At 72.6% G+C, this 18,540-nt stretch carries 21 protein-coding genes and 2 tRNA genes; 13 read left to right on the top strand and 10 right to left on the bottom strand.

The window, feature by feature from the left end:
* Window positions 1-1,110: sulfite reductase flavoprotein subunit alpha (locus tag I4I78_RS16145; RefSeq protein WP_374225878.1), on the top strand; the 1,110-nt coding region annotated here is incomplete at its 5' end.
* On the opposite strand, the gene I4I78_RS16140 is transcribed toward I4I78_RS16145, so the two are convergent.
* Both I4I78_RS16140 and I4I78_RS16135 read right to left on the bottom strand, forming a co-directional pair.
* Window positions 1,104-2,051: an NAD(+)/NADH kinase gene (locus I4I78_RS16140; RefSeq protein ID WP_218612148.1), complete on the bottom strand. Its 948-nt coding sequence runs from the start codon at window positions 2,049-2,051 to the stop codon at window positions 1,104-1,106. The genes I4I78_RS16145 and I4I78_RS16140 overlap by 7 nt on opposite strands.
* A 52-nt stretch (window positions 2,052-2,103) precedes the next feature.
* Window positions 2,104-3,039, bottom strand: coding sequence for a LysR family transcriptional regulator (locus tag I4I78_RS16135; RefSeq protein ID WP_218612147.1), 936 nt, complete (start codon window positions 3,037-3,039; stop codon window positions 2,104-2,106).
* 141 nt (window positions 3,040-3,180) lie between these two features.
* On the opposite strand from I4I78_RS16135, the gene solA reads away from it, so the two are divergent.
* The 6 genes from solA (at window position 3,181) to I4I78_RS16105 (ending at window position 9,875) form a co-directional block, all read left to right on the top strand.
* Window positions 3,181-4,365, top strand: coding sequence for an N-methyl-L-tryptophan oxidase (gene solA, locus I4I78_RS16130; protein ID WP_218612146.1), 1,185 nt, complete (start codon window positions 3,181-3,183; stop codon window positions 4,363-4,365).
* A gap of 69 nt (window positions 4,366-4,434) precedes the next feature.
* A complete protein-coding gene (locus tag I4I78_RS16125; protein WP_218612145.1) occupies window positions 4,435-5,748 on the top strand; it encodes an aromatic ring-hydroxylating dioxygenase subunit alpha in 1,314 nt (437 codons plus the stop codon).
* Window positions 5,749-5,752: 4 nt separating this feature from the next.
* The gene (locus I4I78_RS16120) at window positions 5,753-7,267 is read left to right on the top strand and encodes an aldehyde dehydrogenase family protein (protein ID WP_218612144.1); all 1,515 of its coding nucleotides are present in this window, start codon (window positions 5,753-5,755) and stop codon (window positions 7,265-7,267) included.
* On the top strand, window positions 7,267-7,725 hold the full coding sequence (locus I4I78_RS16115; RefSeq protein ID WP_218612143.1) for a cupin domain-containing protein: 459 nt from the start codon (window positions 7,267-7,269) through the stop codon (window positions 7,723-7,725). Before I4I78_RS16120 ends, I4I78_RS16115 begins: the two co-directional genes overlap by 1 nt.
* The gene (locus I4I78_RS16110; RefSeq protein ID WP_218612142.1) at window positions 7,722-8,924 is read left to right on the top strand and encodes an FAD-binding oxidoreductase; all 1,203 of its coding nucleotides are present in this window, start codon (window positions 7,722-7,724) and stop codon (window positions 8,922-8,924) included. Before I4I78_RS16115 ends, I4I78_RS16110 begins: the two co-directional genes overlap by 4 nt.
* A gap of 12 nt (window positions 8,925-8,936) precedes the next feature.
* The gene (locus I4I78_RS16105) at window positions 8,937-9,875 is read left to right on the top strand and encodes a PDR/VanB family oxidoreductase (protein WP_218612141.1); all 939 of its coding nucleotides are present in this window, start codon (window positions 8,937-8,939) and stop codon (window positions 9,873-9,875) included.
* A 12-nt stretch (window positions 9,876-9,887) separates the two neighbouring features.
* Here the strand turns inward: I4I78_RS16105 and I4I78_RS16100 are convergent, their stop codons facing one another.
* Window positions 9,888-10,178: a helix-turn-helix domain-containing protein gene (locus I4I78_RS16100; RefSeq protein WP_218612140.1), complete on the bottom strand. Its 291-nt coding sequence runs from the start codon at window positions 10,176-10,178 to the stop codon at window positions 9,888-9,890.
* Window position 10,179: 1 nt separating this feature from the next.
* Between I4I78_RS16100 and I4I78_RS16095 the strand changes: the two genes are divergently transcribed.
* Complete coding sequence (locus I4I78_RS16095) at window positions 10,180-10,569, top strand: tautomerase family protein (RefSeq protein ID WP_218612139.1); 390 nt, start codon at window positions 10,180-10,182, stop codon at window positions 10,567-10,569.
* 16 nt (window positions 10,570-10,585) lie between these two features.
* On the opposite strand, the gene I4I78_RS16090 is transcribed toward I4I78_RS16095, so the two are convergent.
* Window positions 10,586-11,119, bottom strand: a complete 534-nt coding sequence (locus tag I4I78_RS16090) for a DinB family protein (protein ID WP_226379812.1) — start codon at window positions 11,117-11,119, stop codon at window positions 10,586-10,588.
* Window positions 11,120-11,224: 105 nt separating this feature from the next.
* On the opposite strand from I4I78_RS16090, the gene I4I78_RS16085 reads away from it, so the two are divergent.
* The 5 genes from I4I78_RS16085 to I4I78_RS16065 all read left to right on the top strand — a co-directional run bounded on the left by I4I78_RS16085 (window position 11,225) and on the right by I4I78_RS16065 (window position 15,372).
* Complete coding sequence (locus I4I78_RS16085) at window positions 11,225-11,893, top strand: class I SAM-dependent methyltransferase (RefSeq protein WP_218612138.1); 669 nt, start codon at window positions 11,225-11,227, stop codon at window positions 11,891-11,893.
* Between the two features lie 186 nt (window positions 11,894-12,079).
* On the top strand, window positions 12,080-12,673 hold the full coding sequence (locus I4I78_RS16080) for a class I SAM-dependent methyltransferase (protein WP_218612137.1): 594 nt from the start codon (window positions 12,080-12,082) through the stop codon (window positions 12,671-12,673).
* Window positions 12,674-12,741: 68 nt separating this feature from the next.
* Window positions 12,742-13,233: a dihydrofolate reductase family protein gene (locus I4I78_RS16075; protein WP_308252150.1), complete on the top strand. Its 492-nt coding sequence runs from the start codon at window positions 12,742-12,744 to the stop codon at window positions 13,231-13,233.
* A 97-nt stretch (window positions 13,234-13,330) separates the two neighbouring features.
* The gene (locus tag I4I78_RS16070) at window positions 13,331-14,164 is read left to right on the top strand and encodes an alpha/beta fold hydrolase (RefSeq protein WP_218612136.1); all 834 of its coding nucleotides are present in this window, start codon (window positions 13,331-13,333) and stop codon (window positions 14,162-14,164) included.
* Complete coding sequence (locus tag I4I78_RS16065) at window positions 14,161-15,372, top strand: FAD-dependent monooxygenase (protein WP_218612135.1); 1,212 nt, start codon at window positions 14,161-14,163, stop codon at window positions 15,370-15,372. The genes I4I78_RS16070 and I4I78_RS16065 overlap by 4 nt, the downstream gene beginning before the upstream one ends.
* Window positions 15,373-15,420: 48 nt before the next feature.
* On the opposite strand, the gene I4I78_RS16060 is transcribed toward I4I78_RS16065, so the two are convergent.
* The 6 genes from I4I78_RS16060 to I4I78_RS16035 all read right to left on the bottom strand — a co-directional run.
* The gene (locus I4I78_RS16060; protein WP_374225877.1) at window positions 15,421-16,209 is read right to left on the bottom strand and encodes a LuxR C-terminal-related transcriptional regulator; all 789 of its coding nucleotides are present in this window, start codon (window positions 16,207-16,209) and stop codon (window positions 15,421-15,423) included.
* 595 nt (window positions 16,210-16,804) lie between these two features.
* A tRNA-Ala gene (locus tag I4I78_RS16055) sits at window positions 16,805-16,880 on the bottom strand.
* A 46-nt stretch (window positions 16,881-16,926) separates the two neighbouring features.
* Window positions 16,927-17,037 (bottom strand): DLW-39 family protein, encoded by a 111-nt coding sequence (locus I4I78_RS16050; RefSeq protein WP_218612133.1) that lies wholly within the window; start codon window positions 17,035-17,037, stop codon window positions 16,927-16,929.
* Window positions 17,038-17,073: 36 nt separating this feature from the next.
* Window positions 17,074-17,147 (bottom strand) — tRNA-Ile (locus tag I4I78_RS16045).
* Between the two features lie 84 nt (window positions 17,148-17,231).
* On the bottom strand, window positions 17,232-18,257 hold the full coding sequence (locus tag I4I78_RS33855; protein WP_308252149.1) for a DUF3566 domain-containing protein: 1,026 nt from the start codon (window positions 18,255-18,257) through the stop codon (window positions 17,232-17,234).
* A 97-nt stretch (window positions 18,258-18,354) separates the two neighbouring features.
* On the bottom strand, window positions 18,355-18,540 hold a 186-nt coding region (locus tag I4I78_RS16035; protein WP_218612132.1), incomplete at its 5' end, for a DNA gyrase C-terminal beta-propeller domain-containing protein.

Raw genomic sequence — 18,540 nt, 5'->3', positions numbered from 1 at the left:
CGGAACAACCCGCTGCCCACCCGGATGGTGACCAACCGGCCGCTCAACCACCAGAGCTCCGCCAAGGACGTCCGCCAGTTCGCCTTCGCCGTCGACGACCCCGCGTTCGGGTACCAGGCCGGTGACGCGCTCGGTGTCTGGCCGAGGAACGGCGAGGGCGCGGTCGACGAGTGGCTGGGCGCGACCGGGCTGGACCCGGAGGCCACCGTCACCCTGGACGGGCCGGGCGAGGTGTCGCTGCGCGCGGCCGCGCGGGAGCGCCTGGAGATCCTGCGGATCACCCCCGAGCTGCTGTGTTTCGTGAAGGACCGCGCCGGGAGCCACGAGCTGGACACGCTGCTGCGCCCGGGCAACACGACCAACCTGGCGCGCTGGCTGTGGGGACGGCAGTCGATGGACCTGCTCGCCGAGTTCGGCATCCGGGCCGACCTCGACGAGTGGCTCGGCGTGCTCAGACCGCTGGCCCCGCGGCTGTACTCGATCTCGTCGAGTCCGAAGGCGACCCCGGACGAGGTGCACCTGACCGTGTCCACGGTCCGCTACGAGCACCGCGGAAAGCAGCGCACCGGCGTCTGCTCGACGTTCCTGGCCGACCGCGGCCACGACGTCGACATCCCGGTGTTCGTGCAGCGCTCGACGCACTTCCGGCCGCCGTCCGGACCGGACACACCGATGATCATGATCGGCCCGGGGACCGGCATCGCCCCGTTCCGCGCGTTCCTGCAGGAGCGCCGCGAGCTCGGCCACACCGGACCGAACTGGCTGTTCTTCGGCGAGCGCCACGCCGCGAGCGACTTCTACTACCGCGACGAGCTGGAGGACATGCGCGACGACGGCCTGCTCGACCGTCTCGACACCGCGTTCTCCCGCGACCAGCGGCAGAAGATCTACGTGCAGGACCTGATGCGCCGCTACGCCCACGACCTCTGGACCTGGCTGCAGGACGGCGCGCACCTCTACGTCTGCGGCGACGCGGAACGAATGGCCACCGACGTCGACCGGGCCCTGCACGACGTCGTCCGCGGGCGGGGCCACCTCGACGACGACGGCGCCCGCGCCTACGTCAAGCGCCTGAGCGCGGACCGGCGCTACCTGCGCGACGTCTACTGACCCGGTGCGCCGCCACCGATGCCGCGGGCGGTGCGCAGCTCGGCCGGGATCAGCTCGAGGAGCTGGTCGGGGCGCAGCGGCAGGTCCAGCAGGCTGAGCTTGACCCGGCTGCGGCGGGCGTGCCGGGCCGGGTCCAGGCGCACGATCCGGGCGGCGTCGGGGACGTAGTCGATCCGTACCGCGGCCCCGGCGGCGACGTCGCGCGGCTCGGCGCCGTCCGCCTCCAGCACCGCCGGGTGGGCGTCGCGGGGCAGCGTCAGCACGATCGTCTCCTCCGGTCCGAGCACGACCGGGCGGCTGATCCCGGACATCGGCGCCACCGGCGTGACGACGACGGCGTGCAGCGACGGCGACACCACCGGCCCGCCCGCGGCGTAGTTGTAGGCGGTCGAGCCGCTCGGCGAGGACACGACCAGGGCGTCGGCGCGGTAGTGCCCGAAGTGCTCCCCGGCGACGTCGAGGTCCACCGCCGTCGTGCCGCCCCGGGTCGCAGCGCGCAGCACCAGATCGTTGAACGCGGTCAGCGACGTGCCGTCCACGGTGCTCCCGAGCCGCAGCGCGCCCCGGGACTCGACGGAGAAGTCGCCCTCGACGAGTCGGGCCAGCGTGGGCTCCAGGTCCGACGGCTCGATCTCGGTGAGGAACCCGAGGTGGCCGTGGTTCACCCCGAGCACCGGCACCGGACGCGCGGCCACCAGGCGCAGCGCGCCGAGCATGGTCCCGTCGCCACCGAGGCTGAGCACCCCGTCGGCCCGCGCCGCGAACTCCGCGTCGTCGACGTACTCGGCGCCGTCACCGATCCGGGCGCGGTCGGCGGTGCGCGCCAGGATCGTGAGGCCGTGCCCGTCCGCCCAGCGCAGCGTCCGTTCGACGGACCCGGCGACGGCGGTGGAGGGGTGGACGACGAGTCCGAGCGAGCCCGTGCGGAGCGGTGCGGTCACGCCGTCCATTCGAGCACGACCGGCCACCCCGGCGTCGGGGGCGCGCACGGCGCTACAGCGGCCCCGGGCCGGCGAGGGCGGGTGCGAGCGCGGTCGTGACGTACCGGAGGGCGTCGAGGCCGGCGGCGATCATGGGCTGCTCCCCCGAACCGGCGCGCACGGCGGCGATCACGCGGCGGATCGGCACCGGCGCGGTCGTGATCGGGATCCGCCGCGTGTCGTGCCGGGACGGCAGCTCGGCCAGCCGGGGCACGAGGGCGACGCCGAACCCGCGGGCGACCAGCGCGGCGCCGGTGTCCCACTCGTCGGCGTAGTGCGCGACGTCGGGCGCGAAGCCGGCGCTGGTGCAGGCCAGCATGACGAGCTGGTGGTAGGCGCGTCCGGGGTTGCTGCCGACCCAGGGGTCGGTGGCGAACTCGGCGAGGCCGACCCCGTCGCGCCCGGCCAGCGGGTGGTCGGGGCCCACCAGGACGTCGAGCGGTTCGTCGTAGAGGGCGAGCTGCTCGAAGGCGACGTCGGTGGCCGGCGGGATGCTCGGGGTGGCGACGACGACGGCGATGTCGGTGTCCTCGGCGGCGAGCAGGTCGAACGAGCGGGCCGGCTCGGTCTCGCGCAGGTGCAGGCGCAGCGCCGGGTGCTCACGCCGCAGATGCTCCAGGGCCGCGGGCACCACCGCTGCGGCCGCGGTGGAGAAGCCGCAGAAGCGCAGGGTCCCGCCCACGTCACCGGCGCGCAGGGCGGCCAGGTCGGCCCTGGCGTGCTCCCACTGGGCGGTGAGGATCTCGCCGTGGGCGAGCAGCGTGCGCGCGGCCGGGGTCAGCCGTACCCCGCGCCCGACCGCTTCGAGCAGCGGCACGTCGAGCTCGCGGGCCAGCGCCTGGATCTGGTGCGAGGCCGCGGACGGGGTCATCCGGCAGACCTCCGCGGCGACGGTCACGGTCCCGTGCCGCGCGATCGCCGCGAGCACGCGCAGGCGCCGGTCGATCATGTATGGATTGTACAAGATCCCTGGTTCGATTCTTCGATGGACGCGAACGGTTTCCGGCGCTGACACTTCCTCGCAGCACCGCGTACCGCCGCCGCGACCCCGGTCCGAGGCGCTCGTCCGACTCGAACAGGAGTGAAGATGATGACCAGTTACCGCGCGATCGTCGTCGGCCTCGGCGGGCTGGGTTCGGCCGCCCTGCACCGGCTCGCCGCCGACCTCGGTCCCGGCGTACTGGGGATCGAGCAGTTCGAGCTCGGGCACCACCGCGGCGCATCCCAGGACCACTCCCGGATCATCCGGCTCGCCCAGCACCAGGCGGAGTACGCCGCGCTGGCCGCGCCGGCCTACAAGGCCTGGGACGAGGTCGAGTCCGAGTCCGGCCAGCAGATCGTCACCCGGACCGGCGGGCTGGTCATCGAGGACCGGGTGGCGCGCGCGGGCGCGGCGACCGGCACCCGCAACATCGAGGGCTACACCGAGATGTTCGACCGCTTCGGGGTCGCCTACGAGCTGCTCGACGCCGACGAGCTCACCGCCCGGTGGCCGCAGTTCCGGGTCGGCGGCAGCGAGCAGGCCCTCTACCAGGAGGAGTCCGGCATCGTCGACGCGGCGCGGGCGAACGCGGTGCACATCGCGCTGGCCCGCGCGCACGGCGCCGAGGTCATGGCGCAGACCCCGGCCCGCGCGGTGCGGCCCGACGGGGACGGGGTCGCGGTGGTGACCGACCAGGGTGTCCTGCATGCCGACCGGGTCGTCGTGGCCAGTGACGCCTGGACCAACCAGGTGCTCGCCGAGACCGGGACGACGCTGCCGCTGACCGTGCTGCGCGAGCAGGTCACCTACTACGCCACCCCGCACCTGGCCGAGTTCGCGCCGTCGCGGTTCCCGGTGTTCATGTGGCACGGCCGGCACAACTTCTACGGCTTCCCGGTCTACGGCGAGGTCGCCACGAAGCTCGGCCAGCACATGGGCGGGAACGAGACCACCGCGCAGGACCGCACGTTCGACCCCGACCCGGTGCGCCGCGAGCGCTACGCCGAGTTCGTCGAGGAGCACATCCCGCGCTTCGGCGGGCCCGAGCTGTACTCGAAGACCTGCCTCTACACCGTGCCGCCGGACCAGAACTTCGTGCTCGACACCCTGCCCGAGCACCCGCAGATCGTGGTCGCCAACGGCGCGGGGCACGCCTACAAGTTCGCCGCGCTGATCGGACGGCTGCTGGCCGACCTCGCGCAGGACCGCGCGCCGTCGCACCCGATCGACGCCTTCTCGGTGACCCGCCCGGCCCTGACCGACCCGTCGTTCCCGCGCAGCTTCCACGTCTGAGCACGCCCGCACCGGCCGCGCGCACCCGCGCGGACGCCCGTGTCACCCCCTCGAAGGGAGAACCCCGCGATGACATCCGACCTCTCGACGGTGCGAACCGGCGACCCCTACGCAGCCCTGCCGCAACGCCCGATGCATCCGGCGAGCTTCACCGAGGAGGAGACCTACCGCCGGACCCGCCTGCCGGTGGAGCTGGCGTCGACGTTGATCCCGGACGCCTACAGCTCCCCGGAGTTCTTCGCCCTCGAGCGGGAGAAGGTGTTCGCCAGCGGCTGGGTCGCGGTCGGGATGGCGGGCGACGTGGACCGGCCCGGCGCCTGCGTGGTCGTCGAGGTCGCCGGCCGGTCGGTCATCGTCACCCGCAACCGGCACGGCGCGCTCCGGGCGTTCCACAACGTCTGCCGGCACCGCGCCACGAAGCTGCTCGACTCGACAGCCCGCGACGTCGGGCACCGCGGGCGCATCCGCTGCCCGTACCACAACTGGACCTACGACACCGACGGAACGTGCCTGGGTACGCCGCTGTTCGAGGGCTCCGACGTGCCCGCCGGCCAGGAGGCGATCTTCGATACCTCGGTGGCCAAGGACTTCGACCGCGCCGACTACGGCCTGCTCGACGTCGCGGTCGACACCTGGGGCTTCTTCCTGTTCGTCAACCTCGCCCCCGACCCCGCCCCGCTGGCGACCCAGCTCGGCGACCTGCCGGCGCGCTTCGCCGACTACCGGCTCGACCAGTGGGTCCCGCAGCGCCGCCGCACCTACGACGTCGCCGCGAACTACAAGCTCGTCGGCGAGAACTTCATGGAGTACTACCACCTGCCCTGGGTCCACCCCGAGCTCAACCAGGTCTCCAAGTTCTCCGACCACTACCGCTGGCAGGGGCCCGGGATGTACACCGGCATGTGCACCACCCCGGTCTCGCGCAACACCGAGGCCGGCGGCTGGGACGGCCTGTCGCCGCTGAGCTCGCTCGGCGAGCAGGACGCCGACAGCGGACGGTTCACCTGGCTGTTCCCCAGCACCGCCCTGGTCGTGCTGCCCAACCACGCCTTCGTGCTGCTCAACCGCCCGGTCGCCCCGAACCGCACGGTCGAGACCGCCGTCCTGCTCGCCCACCCCGAGTCCCTCGAGGACCCCGCCGCCGAGCAGGGCGTCGAGCAGCTCGACAAGTTCTGGGACCTGGTCAACCGCCAGGATCTCGAGATCGTCGAGCGGGTCCAGGAGGGCATCGAGAACCCGGCCTACCGGGGCGGGCGGATGTGCTTCCGGTTCGAGGAGCCGCTGCACCGCTTCCAGAACATGGTGATCGACAAGATGCTCGGCGTCGACCGCGTCCCCGCCGGCGACGAGGACACCATGACCCGCATGTTCCCGGACCCGTGACGCCATGACCACCACGAACGGCACCGCCCCCGTCACCGCCCCCGCGACCACCACCGTCACCGTGCCGGAGCACCCTCTTCTGCACATCGGCGGTGCCCGGGTCCCGGCCCGCAGCGGCCGGAGCATGCCCGTCGAGGACCCCTCCACGGCGACGACGATCGGGGTCGTCGCCCGCGGCGACGGCACCGACGTCGACCTCGCCGTCGCCGCGGCCCGCGACGCCGCCCGCCACGCCCGGTCGGTCACGCCGGCCGAGCGTGGACGGGCACTGCGCGCGCTCGCCGCGGAGCTGGACGCCGCCCGCGAGGAGCTCGCCCGGCTGGAGACCCTCGACACCGGCAAGCCGCTGTCGCTGGCCCGCTCCGAGATCGCCGGGTGCGTCGCCTACCTCGACTACTACGCCGGCGCGGCCGACAAGGTGCACGGCGAGACGATCCCGGTCGGGCCCGGCTCGCTGGCCTACACGGTGCGCGGGCCGGTCGGGGTCACCGCCCACATCGTCCCGTGGAACGCGCCGCTGTCGATGCTCTGCCGCAGCGTCGCGCCGGCGCTGGCCACCGGCAACACCGCGGTGGTCAAACCCGCCGAGCAGACGCCGCTCACCGCGCTGCGCTTCGCCGAGCTGGTCGAGGCGGCCGGCTACCCGCCGGGGACCTGCAACGTCGTGACCGGCCTCGGCCGCGAGGCCGGGCACGCCCTCGCCGCCCACCCCGGGATCGGGTCGCTGACCTTCACCGGCTCGGTGGTCACCGGACGGGCCGTGCTGCGTGCGGCGGCCGAGCACATCACCCCGGTGGTCACCGAGCTCGGCGGCAAGTCCCCGCAGATCGTGTTCGCCGACGCCGACCTCGACGACGTCGCCGCCCAGGTCGTCACCGGCTTCACCGCGAACAGCGGCCAGTACTGCGACGCGGGCTCGCGGCTGCTCGTCGACCGCGCGGTGCAGGGCGAGCTCGTCGACTGGATCGTGGCCCGGACCGCGGCGCTGAGCATCGGCCCCGGGATCGACGACCCGGACCTCGGCCCGCTGGTCTCGGCCGAGCACCACGCCCGCGTGGCCGGCTACGTCGAGATCGGCCGCCGGGAGGGCGCGCGCGTCGCCGACGGCCCGCGCGGTGCCCTGCCCGACCGCGGACACTTCCTCGCGCCCACCACGTTCGTCGACGTCACGCCGGACATGCGGATCGCGCGCGAGGAGATCTTCGGCCCCGTCCTGACCGTGCTCGGGTTCGACGACGAGGACGAGGCCGTCGCGCTCGCCGACGCCACCGACTACGGCCTCGGCGTCGGCATCCACACCCGCGACATCGACCGGGCGCTGCGGGTGGCGGGCCGGGTCGACGCCGGCTACGTGATGATCAACGAGTACTTCGGCGGCGGCACCGCCGTCCCGTTCGGCGGGACCAAGCTCAGCGGCACCGGCCGGGAACGGGGGCTGGTCGCCCTCGAGAGCTACGTCGCGCTCAAGACCGTCGTCGCCCGCGTCGGGGCGCGGCCGGCCGGCGGAGGCGACCGGTGATGGACGCGGCCCACGTCGAACGTCACGGGCACGCGTCCTTCCCGTATCTGCTGCACGGGGGCACCGCGCCGATCCGAGCGCAGTGGTACTTCCGCACCGGGAACCGGCTGCCGGTCGCGGTGCAGCGGTGGAGCTTCCCGCCGGGCGCCACCGAGGGGGACCACACCCACCCGGAGACCACGGGACAGGGGACCGGTCCGCTCGACGAGATCTACCTGCTGATCAGCGGCCGGGCCACGATCACCCTCGACGGCGACACCGTCGAGCTGCGTCCCGGCGACGCCCTGCTCGCGCCCGCCGGGGTGCGGCACGGGGTCCGCAACGACGGGCCCGACACCGCCGAGTTCGTCCTGGTCTGGGGCCCGCCCGGTACCGGTCTCGACCGGACCACGTCCCGGATGGACGCCCTGTCCGCGGCCGCCGCGGCACCCGACGCTCCCGAAGGAGTGACCCCATGACCCCCTCCTCCACCACCGACACCGCCGAGGTCGTGATCATCGGCGGTGGCCTGGAGGGCTGCTCGGCCGCGTGGGCCCTGACCCGGCGCGGCGTCACCGACGTCGTCGTCGTCGAGCGCGACACCGTCGGGTCCGGTGGCACCGGGAAGTCCTCCGGCGTCGTCCGCAGCCACTACGGGGTGTCGTCCCTGGCCGCGATGGCCGCCCGCAGCCTCGAGGTCCTCGAGAACGCCCCGGACGTGCTCGGCACCGAGATCGGCTTCCACCAGACCGGCTACGTCGTCGGCGTCGGCGACGAGAACGTCGACGCCCTGCACGCCTCCCTGGCCGACCAGCGCGCCGTCGGTGTGCAGACCGAGGACATCGACCACACCGAGGTCGCGAAGCTCTGGCCGGCCGCCGACCTCGAGCCGTTCGGCGCGTTCGCCTGGGAACCCCGCGGCGGCTACGGCGACGCCTACCGGACGGCGCAGGCCTTCGCCGCCGCCGCGCGCCGCGCCGGCGTGCGGCTGCGCCAGGGAAGCACCGTCACCGCCGTCACCACCGACGGCGACCGCGTCACCGGCGTGGAGCTCGCCGACGGCACCCGGATCGCGGCCGGACACGTCGTGCTCGCCGCCGGCCCGTGGTCGGTGCCCCTGCTCGCCGGGCTCGGCATCGACCTGCCGATCACCGTGCACCGCGAGCAGATCGTGCTCGTCGACCCCGGCCAGGACCTCGGCCCGGTGCCGGTGTTCTCCGACCTGGTCTCGCTGCAGTACATCCGGTCCGAGGGTTCCGGGGAGCTGCTGTTCGGCAACTCCGACCTGTCCGTGCTCGAACCCGCCGACCCCGACCACTACTCCAACCAGGCCAGCTCGTCGTTCGTCGACCTCGCCGTGGACAAGGTGGGGACCCGCCTGCCGGGGCTGGCGAACCCGGCGGTCTCCTCGACCTACGCCGGCTGCTACGACGTCACCCCCGACTTCAACCCGGTCATCTCCACGACACCGGTCGGCGGGCTCGTCGTCGCCGCGGGCTTCTCCGGGCACGGGTACAAGATCTCCCCGGCCGTCGGGCAGCTGGTCGCCGACCTCGTCGTCGACGGCCGGAGCTCCGACCCCGACATCGCGGCCCCGGACTTCCGCCTCTCCCGCTTCGCCGAGGGCGTCCTGCTCACCAGCCCCCATCCCTACGTCGGCGCCGGCCAGATGCGCTGAAGGGCGGTCCCCATGCAGATGATCATTCACCAGCGGCGCGACGCCGCAGACGGCGTCGTCGGCCTGACCCTCGGGCGCACCGACGGCGGACCCCTGCCCTCCTGGACCCCCGGCGCGCACGTCGACGTGGTCCTCGACAACGGCCTCACCCGCCAGTACTCGCTGTGCTCCGACCCCTGCGACGACCGCGCCTGGCGGATCGGGGTCCTGCGCGAGCCGGAGAGCCGCGGCGGCTCGAAGTACATCGTCGACAAGCTGCACGACGGCGACATCGTCGAGGTCGGCGAACCCCGCAACCACTTCGAGCTCGAGGGCGCGCCCGGCTACGTCTTCGTCGCCGGCGGCATCGGGATCACCCCGCTCCTGCCCATGATCGCCCGGGCCGAGCGGGACGGCGCGGAGTGGAGCCTGCTCTACGGCGGGCGTACCCGGAGCTCGATGGCGTTCGTCGACGAGCTCGCCCGCTACGGCGACCGGGTCACGATCGCCCCGCAGGACGAGGTCGGACTGCTCGACCTCGCGGGCCGGCTCGGCACGCCCCGCCCGGACACGCTCGTCTACGCCTGCGGGCCGGAGCCGCTGCTCGACGCCGTCGCCGACCGGACGTCCGGGTGGCCGGCGGGCTCGCTGCGGGTCGAACGCTTCACCCCGCGGACCCTCGAGCCCGCCGGGCCCGACGGCTCGTTCGAGGTCGAGTTCCGCACCAGCGGCATCACGGCCACCGTGCCCGCCGGCGTGAGCATCCTGACCGTCGCCGAACAGGCCGGCATCGCCGCCGACTGGTCCTGCCGGGAGGGGACCTGCGGCAGCTGCGAGACGCCCCTGCTGGCCGGGCGCGCCGAGCACCGCGACTCGCTCCTGACCGACGAGGAGAAGGACGAGCAGAACCTGATGATGATCTGCGTCTCCCGCGCCGAACGGGGTTGCCCCCGCCTGCAGCTCGGGCTCTGAGACGACGGGCCGCTACCAGGCGTCCGGCTCGAACTCCGCGGTCATGTCGCGCCACCCGACGGGCTCGGCGCAGTGGTCCCCCCACGCCATCACGGCGAGGAGCACCGGGTAGAGATCCGCCCCCTTGGCCGTGAGCCGGTACTCGTGACGGGGCGGGTTGTCCTGGTACCGGACCCGCTCGAGCACGCCGTGGTCCACGAGCAGCCGCAGCCGGTCGTTGAGCACGTTGCTGCCCAGCCCGCCGGTCGGTCCGGGCCCGGATACGGTCGGACTCGAATCGAGTCCGACCACCGTGGAGGTCACCGTGCCCTACTACCAGTTCACCGTCCCCACCGGCGCCGCGACGCTGCAGCACAAGCCCGAGATCGCAGCGGCGATGACCAAGGTCCACAGCGAGGTCACCGGAGCGCCCGGCACCTACGTGCACTGCTCGTTCGTCGAGGTCCCGAAGGGGAGCATCTTCGTGGCCGGCGAGCCCGTCGACGGGTCACGGATGGTCGGGCTCATCCGGGAGGGTCGCTCGGCGACGGTCCGGGCCGAGCTCATCCACGGCCTCGCGGACGCCTGGTGTGCGATCACCGGGGACGCCAAGGAGAGCCTGGCGATCTTCCTCCACGAGATTCCGGGGGCGAACGTCATGGAGGACGGGGTGATCCTGCCCGAGATCACCGAGGAGCCGGGCGCCATCTACTGAGCCGCTCCCCGCGCCGTCAGGTGGTGCGCACCCGGTAGAGGTCCCGCATCAGCCCGATCTCGCCGCCGTGGTGCATCAGCTCGCGGTTGAGGTGGAGAACGAGCGTGGCGAACGGGTACTCGGCGTAGGGGCCCTCGGCGTCCCCGGTCCGCTCCATGAGCCGGGCCGGCCCGGCCTCGCGGACGGCGTCCCGCCACGCGGTGTAGGTCCGGTCGAGGTAGGCGACACCGTCGGCGGCGGTCCTCGGCCAGTCGATGCGCTCGGGCGACCAGTCCCCCGCGCCGAAGTGGCTGCTGGTCCGCAGGTCGAAGCACAGGCCCGCGACGTGGCAGATCCGCCAGGCGATCGTCGTCAACGGCGGCGGATCGGGTGCGGGGTGGGCCCAGTCGACGGTGGCGGTGCCGTCGGGCTGCGGGCGGACCGACCAGCACCCGGGGGCGGGCTCCCAGAGGTACTCCTCGTCGGTGAGGCCCTCGAGTCGCGGCCGCAGCGACATGTCCCAGTAGAACTCCATCTGTGCGAGCAGCTCGCCGTGCCAGTCCACCTGCATCCCCCTTACCCTGCCCACCTCCGGGTGGCTGCGCGAGGCGGAGTGCGACGACGGCCCGAGCGTGTCGCTCGCCGGTGTCTACGGCGACGCTCCTAGGGTCGCCCCATGTCCTCTCCGTCGGTACGCCGTCCCGCTGACCTGGACGTCGTCCGCGACTCGTACGACCGCGTCGCGGACAACTACGTGGAGATGGTGACCACGACGGGCGTCGGAGACGTCCGCACCCACCCGTGGCTCAAGGCCGCGATGGACGTCTTCGCCGACGCGGTCGCCGGACGCGGCCCGGTGCTCGACGTCGGATGCGGCCCGGGCACCGTGACCTCCTACCTGGTCGAGCGCGGTGTCGACGCGTCCGGCGTCGACCTGTCACCCCGCATGATCGAGCACGCGCGCCGGCTCCACCCGCACTGCCGCTTCGACGTCGCGTCGGCGACCGAGATCGAGCCGGCCGAGTCCTCGCTGGCGGGGGTGCTGGGCTGGTGGTCGCTGTTCAACCTGCCCCGCGACGTCCTGCCGCAGGTCCTGGCCTCGTTCACCCGGGCCCTGGCGCCCGGGGGACAGTTGATCATCGCGACGCACGTGGGCGACGGCGACCTCGCCCGCACCGAGGGCTACGGCGGCGTTCCCGTCAGCTGGACGACCCACCGGTGGCAACCGGAGGAGCTCGTCACGATGATCACCGAGGCCGGACTGCGGCCGGTGGCCGAGCTCCGCCTGCCGGCCGACGGCCAGGCCGGCCCGGGCGTCGTGCTGGTGGCTCGACTCGATCACTGAGCCGGTCCGGCAGTCCCCAGTGGGTGCGAGGCGGGGTCATCCGATGTCGTCCAGGCCGATGTCATCGCGCGGTCGAGCACCCGGCGCCATCGGGTCGGGCGGAGCCCGGCCGCCGGATGCGTACGCCCTGCCGGCTACGCGATCGCGGAATGGACCCACCACGGGACCCGCTGATTGACTCGTGGCATGGGACTCGGCGATCGGATGGTGTCGAACGGCTTCCAGATCCCTGCTGGCTGGACCGGTCGCCTGGGGGGCCTGTTGATGGCGAGCGGGAACGCCGCCACCGAGCGCCACATCGCCGATCTTGTGCCCGAGGTCCGCTCGAAGGATGTGCTGGTGCTCGGGCCGGGTCCAGGGATCGGCGTTCACGCCCTCCTCGCCCGTGGCGCTTCCGTTGTCGCGGTCGATCCATCTCCCGTGATGCTGGCCGCCACGCTTCGACGTTGCCGAGGCTTGTGTGAGCAGGGCGCGACGCTGACCCTCCGGACCGGGACGGCAACCTCGCATGGGGTCGGGCACGGCACGGTCGATGTAGCGGTCTCGGTGAACAACGTGATGATCTGGCCGGATCGCGTCGCGGGTCTGACAAGCATCCGGCAGGTGCTACGCCCCGGTGGCGAACTGCTGGTCTCGGCGCACGAGAAGTGGCTGAAGCCGGGACTGCCCGACGACTGCCGTGAGGCCGGTTTCGCGGTGGAACAGGAGTGGCGCTGGGAACCGCCCGGGCGTGGGGCTTCGACTGCGGTACAGCTGCGTGCACGAGTCGCCTCTGCTTGATCGCCCGTGACCTCCGAGGGGTTGGGCCGCGTAGCCGGGCCGACGGCCGCGAACGGGCCGGAGGTGTAGTGATCGAAGCCGGAGAGATCCACGTACACCGATCGCAGGCCGAGCTGGACCACGGGGAGCTACTCGTCAAGGACCCGAGAACCCTGGCTGGTCGACGGACTGTCTCGATCCCGTCGGCGCTGCTGCCCGAGGTGAAACGACACGTCCAGTGGCTCGCGGAGAAGGGGCCGGACGGCGCGGACAAGATCGCGTACTCCACGACGCTGGAGTCGGTGTCCAGCGCGAGGACCGGGATCGAGCTGACCTTCGACCCGGACGCGGTGCGCAGGGCCGAGGCCGATGCCGATCACGACCTCACCGTCGACGGCCCGAACCTCGCGGCCCAGGCGATCGCGGCGGGCTTGGTGGACGAGTACCACCTGTTCACCACCACGAGCGTGGTCGGCGGCGGCACGAGGTTCTTCCCGGACGGTGTGCGCCTCGATCTCAAGCTGGTCGAGCAGCGTGCCTTCGACAGCGGGCTGATCTACGCGCACTACCGGACACGCTGAGCCCGGGGCCCGCCTGACGAGTCCGCACAGATGAGTTCCGGGTCCCCGCGGCGTCTGTACCGCTGACACCCCGCGACCCAGACCAGGAGCAGCCGCCATGAGCACCACCACCACCGCCCCCGCCGGCCGGTACGTCGACGTCAACGGCGTCAGCCTCTATGTCGAGACCCACGGGTCCGGACGGCCGCTGATCCTGCTCCACGGCGGACTGATGTCCGGCGAGATGTTCGCGCCCGTCCTGCCCGCGCTGACCCAGACCCGGCAGGTGATCACCGTCGACCTGCAGGGACACGGACGCACCGCCGATGTCGACCGGCCGATCACGCTGGAGTCGATGGCCGACGACGTCGCCGCGCTGATCGGTCACCTGGACCTCGACCGGCCGGACCTGGTCGGTTACTCCCTCGGTGGCGGGGTGGCGCTGCAGGTCGCGGCGAAGCACCCGGACTCGATCGGCCGGCTCGTGCTCACCTCCGTCTACATCCGGTCGGACGCACTCGACCCCGCGATCGCGGCCCAGCAAGCCCAGGTGAACGGTGCCGCCGCGGAGTTCATGATCGGGACACCGCCCTACGAGCACTACCAGCAGGTGGCTCCGCGCCCCGAGGACTTCCCCGGCCTGCTGGACAAGCTCGGCGCCTGGATGGCGAACGAGTTCGACTACACCGAGCAGATCCGCGGGCTCCGGATGCCGACCCTGATCGTCGCCGCAGACGCCGACATGGCGCCGGTCCGCCACTTCTCCGACGTGTTCGCCCTGCTCGACGGCGGGCTGCGCGACGGCGGCTGGGACGGCAGCGGCCGGCCGAGCGGTGGGCACGCCCTGGCGATCCTGCCCGGCCGCACGCACTACGACATCACGGAATCTCCGCTGTTCGCCGCGACCGTGCTCGACTTCCTCCGCGCAACGGGTGAGCAGGACGCGCGATGAGCGGCACCAGGGTGTTGGTGGCCGGGGCGAGCATCGCGGGGCCCGCGCTGGCCCACTGGCTGTGCAGGCGGGGCGCCGAGGTGACCGTGGTGGAGCGGGCCCCCGGGCTGCGTCCCGGTGGGCAGGCGGTGGACGCGCGCGGGGTGGCGAAGGAGGCCATCCGACGGATGGGGCTGGACGCGGCGGTGCGCGCGGCCTGCACCGACACCGCCGGCGCGGACACCGTGGACGTCGACGGGAACGTGCTGGAGACCTACAGCGCGGACGACGACGGCGGCGACGGCTACATCGCGGACATCGAGATCCTGCGCGGGGACCTGTCCCGGGTGCTCCACGACGACACCTGCGCTCGCGTCGAGTACGTCTTCGGAGACCGGATCGCCGAGCTCACCCAGGACGCGGACGGTGTCGACGTCGTCTTCGCGGGCGGCGACCGGCGGCGCTTCGACCTGGTCATCGGGGCGGACGGGCTGCACTCGGGCCTGCGGGCGATGGTCTTCGGGCCGCACGAGAGGTTCGTCCGCCACCTCGGACTCGTCCTGGCCTTCTACAGCGTGCCCAACGAGTTCGGGCTGGACCGCCGGCTGATCGAGTACCAGCACCGGGGGTCCGGCCGCTCCGCGCTCCTGCGGCCCATCCGGGACGCCACCAGGGCGATGGCCATGTTCTCCTTCCCCTCGGCCGACTTCGACGTCGACCACCGCGACGTCGAGGCCCAGAAGCGCCTGCTGCGCGAGCGGACGGCCGACCTGGGCTGGTGGGCCCCGCGCATCCTCGCGCACGTCGACGACACCCCGGACTTCTACCTCGACCAGGTCGCGCAGGTGGTGATGGACCGCTGGTCGGACGGTCGCGTGGGGCTGTTCGGCGACGCGGCGTTCAGCTCCTCGCCGATGTCCGGAGGGGGCACCGGGCTGGCGCTGGTCGGCGCGTACCTGCTGGCCGGGGAGCTGGCCGCGGCCGGCTGGGAACCGGAGGCCGGGTTCGCGGGCTACGAGAGGCGGATGCGGTCATTCGTCGAGGCCAACCAGGAGATCGGCCGGATGCACGTGCAGAGCCTCAGTGCTCCCGACCCGGGCGACGAGCCTGCTCCGGAGCCCGACATGGAGGCGCTCATGGCTCTGGTCGAGCGCGCGATCAACGGCGCCGAGCTGCCCGACTACGCCGGGGTGCCGGACTCCGGGAGACCGACCGGACAGCACGCCTGACCGTGCGTCGACAACGGTGGGGATCCTGGTTCTCGGAAAGGCCGGGACTTACCGATCCCACTCGGAGTCCAGGCCCGCACGGGCCTCGAACAGCAACGCGACAGCCTCGAGCTGCGAGCTGACCTCGAGCTTGGCCAACACGGAACTCACCTGGCTGCGGACCGTCGCGGTCGCGAGTCCGCACTGCTCGGCGATCATCGCGGCGCGCTGTCCGGTGGCGAGCAGGTCGAGAACCTGCCGTTCGCGGGGACTCAGACGGCGCAGGCGCTCGGTCCTGTCCCGCCGCGACTCCTCGCGGTGTCGGTGCCGCGCCAGCCACAGGTCGCGATCGGTGTCGGTCATGACCGGCAACCCGGCCGAGGCCCGGAGAAGTATGCGCAACAGGGTCTGCAGCGAGACCGATTTCGACACGACCCCCACCGCACCGGCCGCGATCGCGGCCGCCGCGGCGTCATCGTCGCGGCGTCCGACGACCACCAACACCGACTTCCCCTGGCTGCTCAGCGTGGCGACCAGCGCGGCTGACCGGATGCGGCGACCACCGGCATCCCGTGCCGGAGCCAGGTCGAGCAGCACCACGCCGGCGTCGTATCGGCCGGCGGCGCCGAGCATCGTGTCGTGGTCGGAGACCGGCACCACATGAGCGTCCAGGCCCTCGTCGCACAACGCGTTCTGCAGCGCGGTGCTGAACATCCGGTGTACGTCGATGATCAGTACACAACCGGTTGTGTGCGTTCCATCGATCCGGTCGATGAAGGTCACTCGTCGCGGCCTTCGAATCGTCGACGCCGGTCCGCGGGGCGGAGCAGAGTTCGGATCGGCGTGTAGCTCGGTCATCGCGCCAGCGCTGACGGCGCGTGCTCGACCGGGCTCGCAACCACGGAAGCGGTCGCCGTGTCAGCTGAGGCCGATTCCGACGTGGGAGCGGTTACGGCGGCTGCTGACGGCAGGTCGGGCGGTAACCCCCGTACGGCGACGATCCCGGCTCGTGCTCCGAGCCGGCGCTGTGTACTCCCCAACAGTGGGACCAGCTGCGGGGCATAGTCGTGCACGGCTGAGGCATCGATGGTCAGAAACCGGGTGCCCGCCCCGAGAAGCCCGTCGATGTGCAGCCCGAGGCGCTCCACGGCTGTCGCGTCGATGGCGCCGCGGAGCACGATCACGGCGTGGTCCGGGCCGTCGTCGAACGACCCGATGAAACTGGTCCCGACGGACCGGGCATGCTCGACGCGAAGTTGACCCATGGCAGGGGCCTTCCCTGGTTCCGCAATCGCGAATAGGAGTCGGGCAACCAGGGTCCAGGGCTACACCAGCAGGCGTGGCGGTGACCGTACTCCGGGCAGCGACGCCGAGTCGAGCAACAGGGGCCACGAATGCGCGCCGGCGTCCTGATCAGGTACCGAGAACTACCGCATCGCTGCTGGTCGAGTGGTGGTGGAGACGAGGGGAATCGAACCCCTAACCCCTGCCTTGCAAAGGCAGTGCTCTGCCAATTGAGCTACGTCCCCGGGTGGTTCGCCCGAGACGGTACCGGACCTGCGGACGACGCGAGGGTCAGCGGGTGGTGGCCTCGTGCCACAGGTCGTCGGATCCGACGCCGCGGAGCTTCGAGTAGACCAGGAAGGCGGCACCGGCGGCGGCAACGAGTGCGACGAGCTTCTTCATCATGATCATCCTCTGCAGGTCCCGAACGGGAAGGTGTGGGCCTAGGTGGATTTGAACCACCGACCTCATCGTTATCAGCGATGCGCTCTAACCAACTGAGCTATAGGCCCGTGCAGCAAAAGCAACGTTACAACACCGGTTCCCGACCTCCGACACCGGCCCGAGCGGGCCGGGGCCGGGGGTGGGGCGAACCGTCAGTCCCGCTCGGACAGCGTGACCTCGATGCCGCCGACGAGGTCGGCCGCGACGTTGTAGACGAACGCGACGATCGTCAGCGCCACCGCGACGAGCAGGCTGTTGATCGCGCCCACGACGCCCGCCAGCAGGAACACCCGGCCGGCACTGATCAGCGACCCGCTGTTCTGGGTCTGCCCGGTGACCAGGTCGGCGTAGGTCCCGTTGAGCCGGTCCCAGACGCCCATGCCGCCGAGCACGCCGTAGAGCACTCCCGCGGCGACCATCCACACCAGGAACAGCACCACGGCCAGCGCCAGGGCCATCTTGAGTACCGACCAGGGGTCCAGGCGCTTGAGCTGCAGCAGTGCCTGCCGGGGCGGGCGGTGCCGCGACGAGCGTGGCGACGACCCCTCGGCGGCCGCGGTGTCGGCGCCGTCCCGCTCGCGGGTCGCGGTGGCCGTACCGGCAACACCGGCCGCCGCACCGGCGCCCGCCGCGGACGGCGCGGTCAGGAACGTCGTCGGCGCCTCGCTGAGCAGCGAGTCCGCCACCGAGGGGCGCTCGGGTTCCTCCGGCTCGGGGTCGGCCGGGTGGTCGCCCGGCACCCGGCGCCACGGGGGCGGGCCGGCCACCGGCCCGGGCGACGGCTCGGCCGGGTTGATCATCTGGGTCTGCGCCGATGCGGACTCCACCGGCTCCGACGCCGGCGTGTCCCACGCCGTGGCGGCGGGCTGCACCGGCTCGGCAGCTCCCGGGTCGACCTGTCCCGGATCCGCAGGGTCCTCGGCGCGGGGCGAGGGCACGTCCGTGCCGGGCTCCGCGTCGACCGGACGCGGCGCGGGCGACGGCGTCACGCGGCCGTTGGTGTCCGTGCCGTTCGTTCCGGCGCCCTGCGTCCCGGCACCGTGCGTCCCGGCACCGGCCGTGTCCCCGTTGCCTGTGGCCGAGCCCTGAACACCCGCGGACGCCTGGTCGGCACGGTCGGTGTCGGTGGCGACGGTCCGTCCCTCGTCCGCCGGCTGGGTGCTGTCGTTACTGCTCACGAGCTCGCGCTCTCCTCGGTCGTCGACGCTGGGACGGACGGTGGCGGGACCCGGCTGCGGCGACCGGCCCGGCGGGGCCGGTCGCCGCAGCGGTGACTCAGCCGATCAGACCCGGGTCCTCGGCGGTCTCCTCGGCATTGCGTGCGACCGACAGCAGCGTCGAGTTCTCGCCCAGGTTCATCAGACGGACCCCCTTCGTCTGCCGGCCGGCCTTGCGCACCTCCCGGGCCGAGGTCCGGATGACCCCACCCGTGGAAGTGATCGCGTAGAGCTCGTCGTCGAT

This window comes from Pseudonocardia sp. KRD291, assembly GCF_019263595.1.
Lineage (GTDB): Bacteria > Actinomycetota > Actinomycetes > Mycobacteriales > Pseudonocardiaceae > Pseudonocardia.
The sequence above is the reverse complement of the archived record's forward strand: the minus strand, read 5'-3'. Positions and strand labels throughout refer to the sequence as shown.

Bases quoted from the DNA above. Each gene is read 5' to 3' on its own strand.
- solA (WP_218612146.1), top strand. From the start codon at position 3,181: ATGACCAGTTACCGCGCGATCGTCGTCGGCCTCGGCGGGCTGGGTTCG.
- I4I78_RS16125 (WP_218612145.1), top strand. From the start codon at position 4,435: ATGACATCCGACCTCTCGACGGTGCGAACCGGCGACCCCTACGCAGCC.
- I4I78_RS16050 (WP_218612133.1), bottom strand. From the start codon at position 17,037: ATGAAGAAGCTCGTCGCACTCGTTGCCGCCGCCGGTGCCGCCTTCCTG.
- I4I78_RS16135 (WP_218612147.1), bottom strand. From the start codon at position 3,039: ATGATCGACCGGCGCCTGCGCGTGCTCGCGGCGATCGCGCGGCACGGG.
- I4I78_RS16090 (WP_226379812.1), bottom strand. From the start codon at position 11,119: ATGCAGGTGGACTGGCACGGCGAGCTGCTCGCACAGATGGAGTTCTAC.
- I4I78_RS16085 (WP_218612138.1), top strand. From the start codon at position 11,225: ATGTCCTCTCCGTCGGTACGCCGTCCCGCTGACCTGGACGTCGTCCGC.
- I4I78_RS16060 (WP_374225877.1), bottom strand. From the start codon at position 16,209: ATGACCGAGCTACACGCCGATCCGAACTCTGCTCCGCCCCGCGGACCG.
- I4I78_RS16070 (WP_218612136.1), top strand. From the start codon at position 13,331: ATGAGCACCACCACCACCGCCCCCGCCGGCCGGTACGTCGACGTCAAC.
- I4I78_RS16115 (WP_218612143.1), top strand. From the start codon at position 7,267: ATGGACGCGGCCCACGTCGAACGTCACGGGCACGCGTCCTTCCCGTAT.
- I4I78_RS16080 (WP_218612137.1), top strand. From the start codon at position 12,080: ATGGGACTCGGCGATCGGATGGTGTCGAACGGCTTCCAGATCCCTGCT.
- I4I78_RS16065 (WP_218612135.1), top strand. From the start codon at position 14,161: ATGAGCGGCACCAGGGTGTTGGTGGCCGGGGCGAGCATCGCGGGGCCC.
- I4I78_RS16105 (WP_218612141.1), top strand. From the start codon at position 8,937: ATGCAGATGATCATTCACCAGCGGCGCGACGCCGCAGACGGCGTCGTC.
- I4I78_RS16110 (WP_218612142.1), top strand. From the start codon at position 7,722: ATGACCCCCTCCTCCACCACCGACACCGCCGAGGTCGTGATCATCGGC.
- I4I78_RS16120 (WP_218612144.1), top strand. From the start codon at position 5,753: ATGACCACCACGAACGGCACCGCCCCCGTCACCGCCCCCGCGACCACC.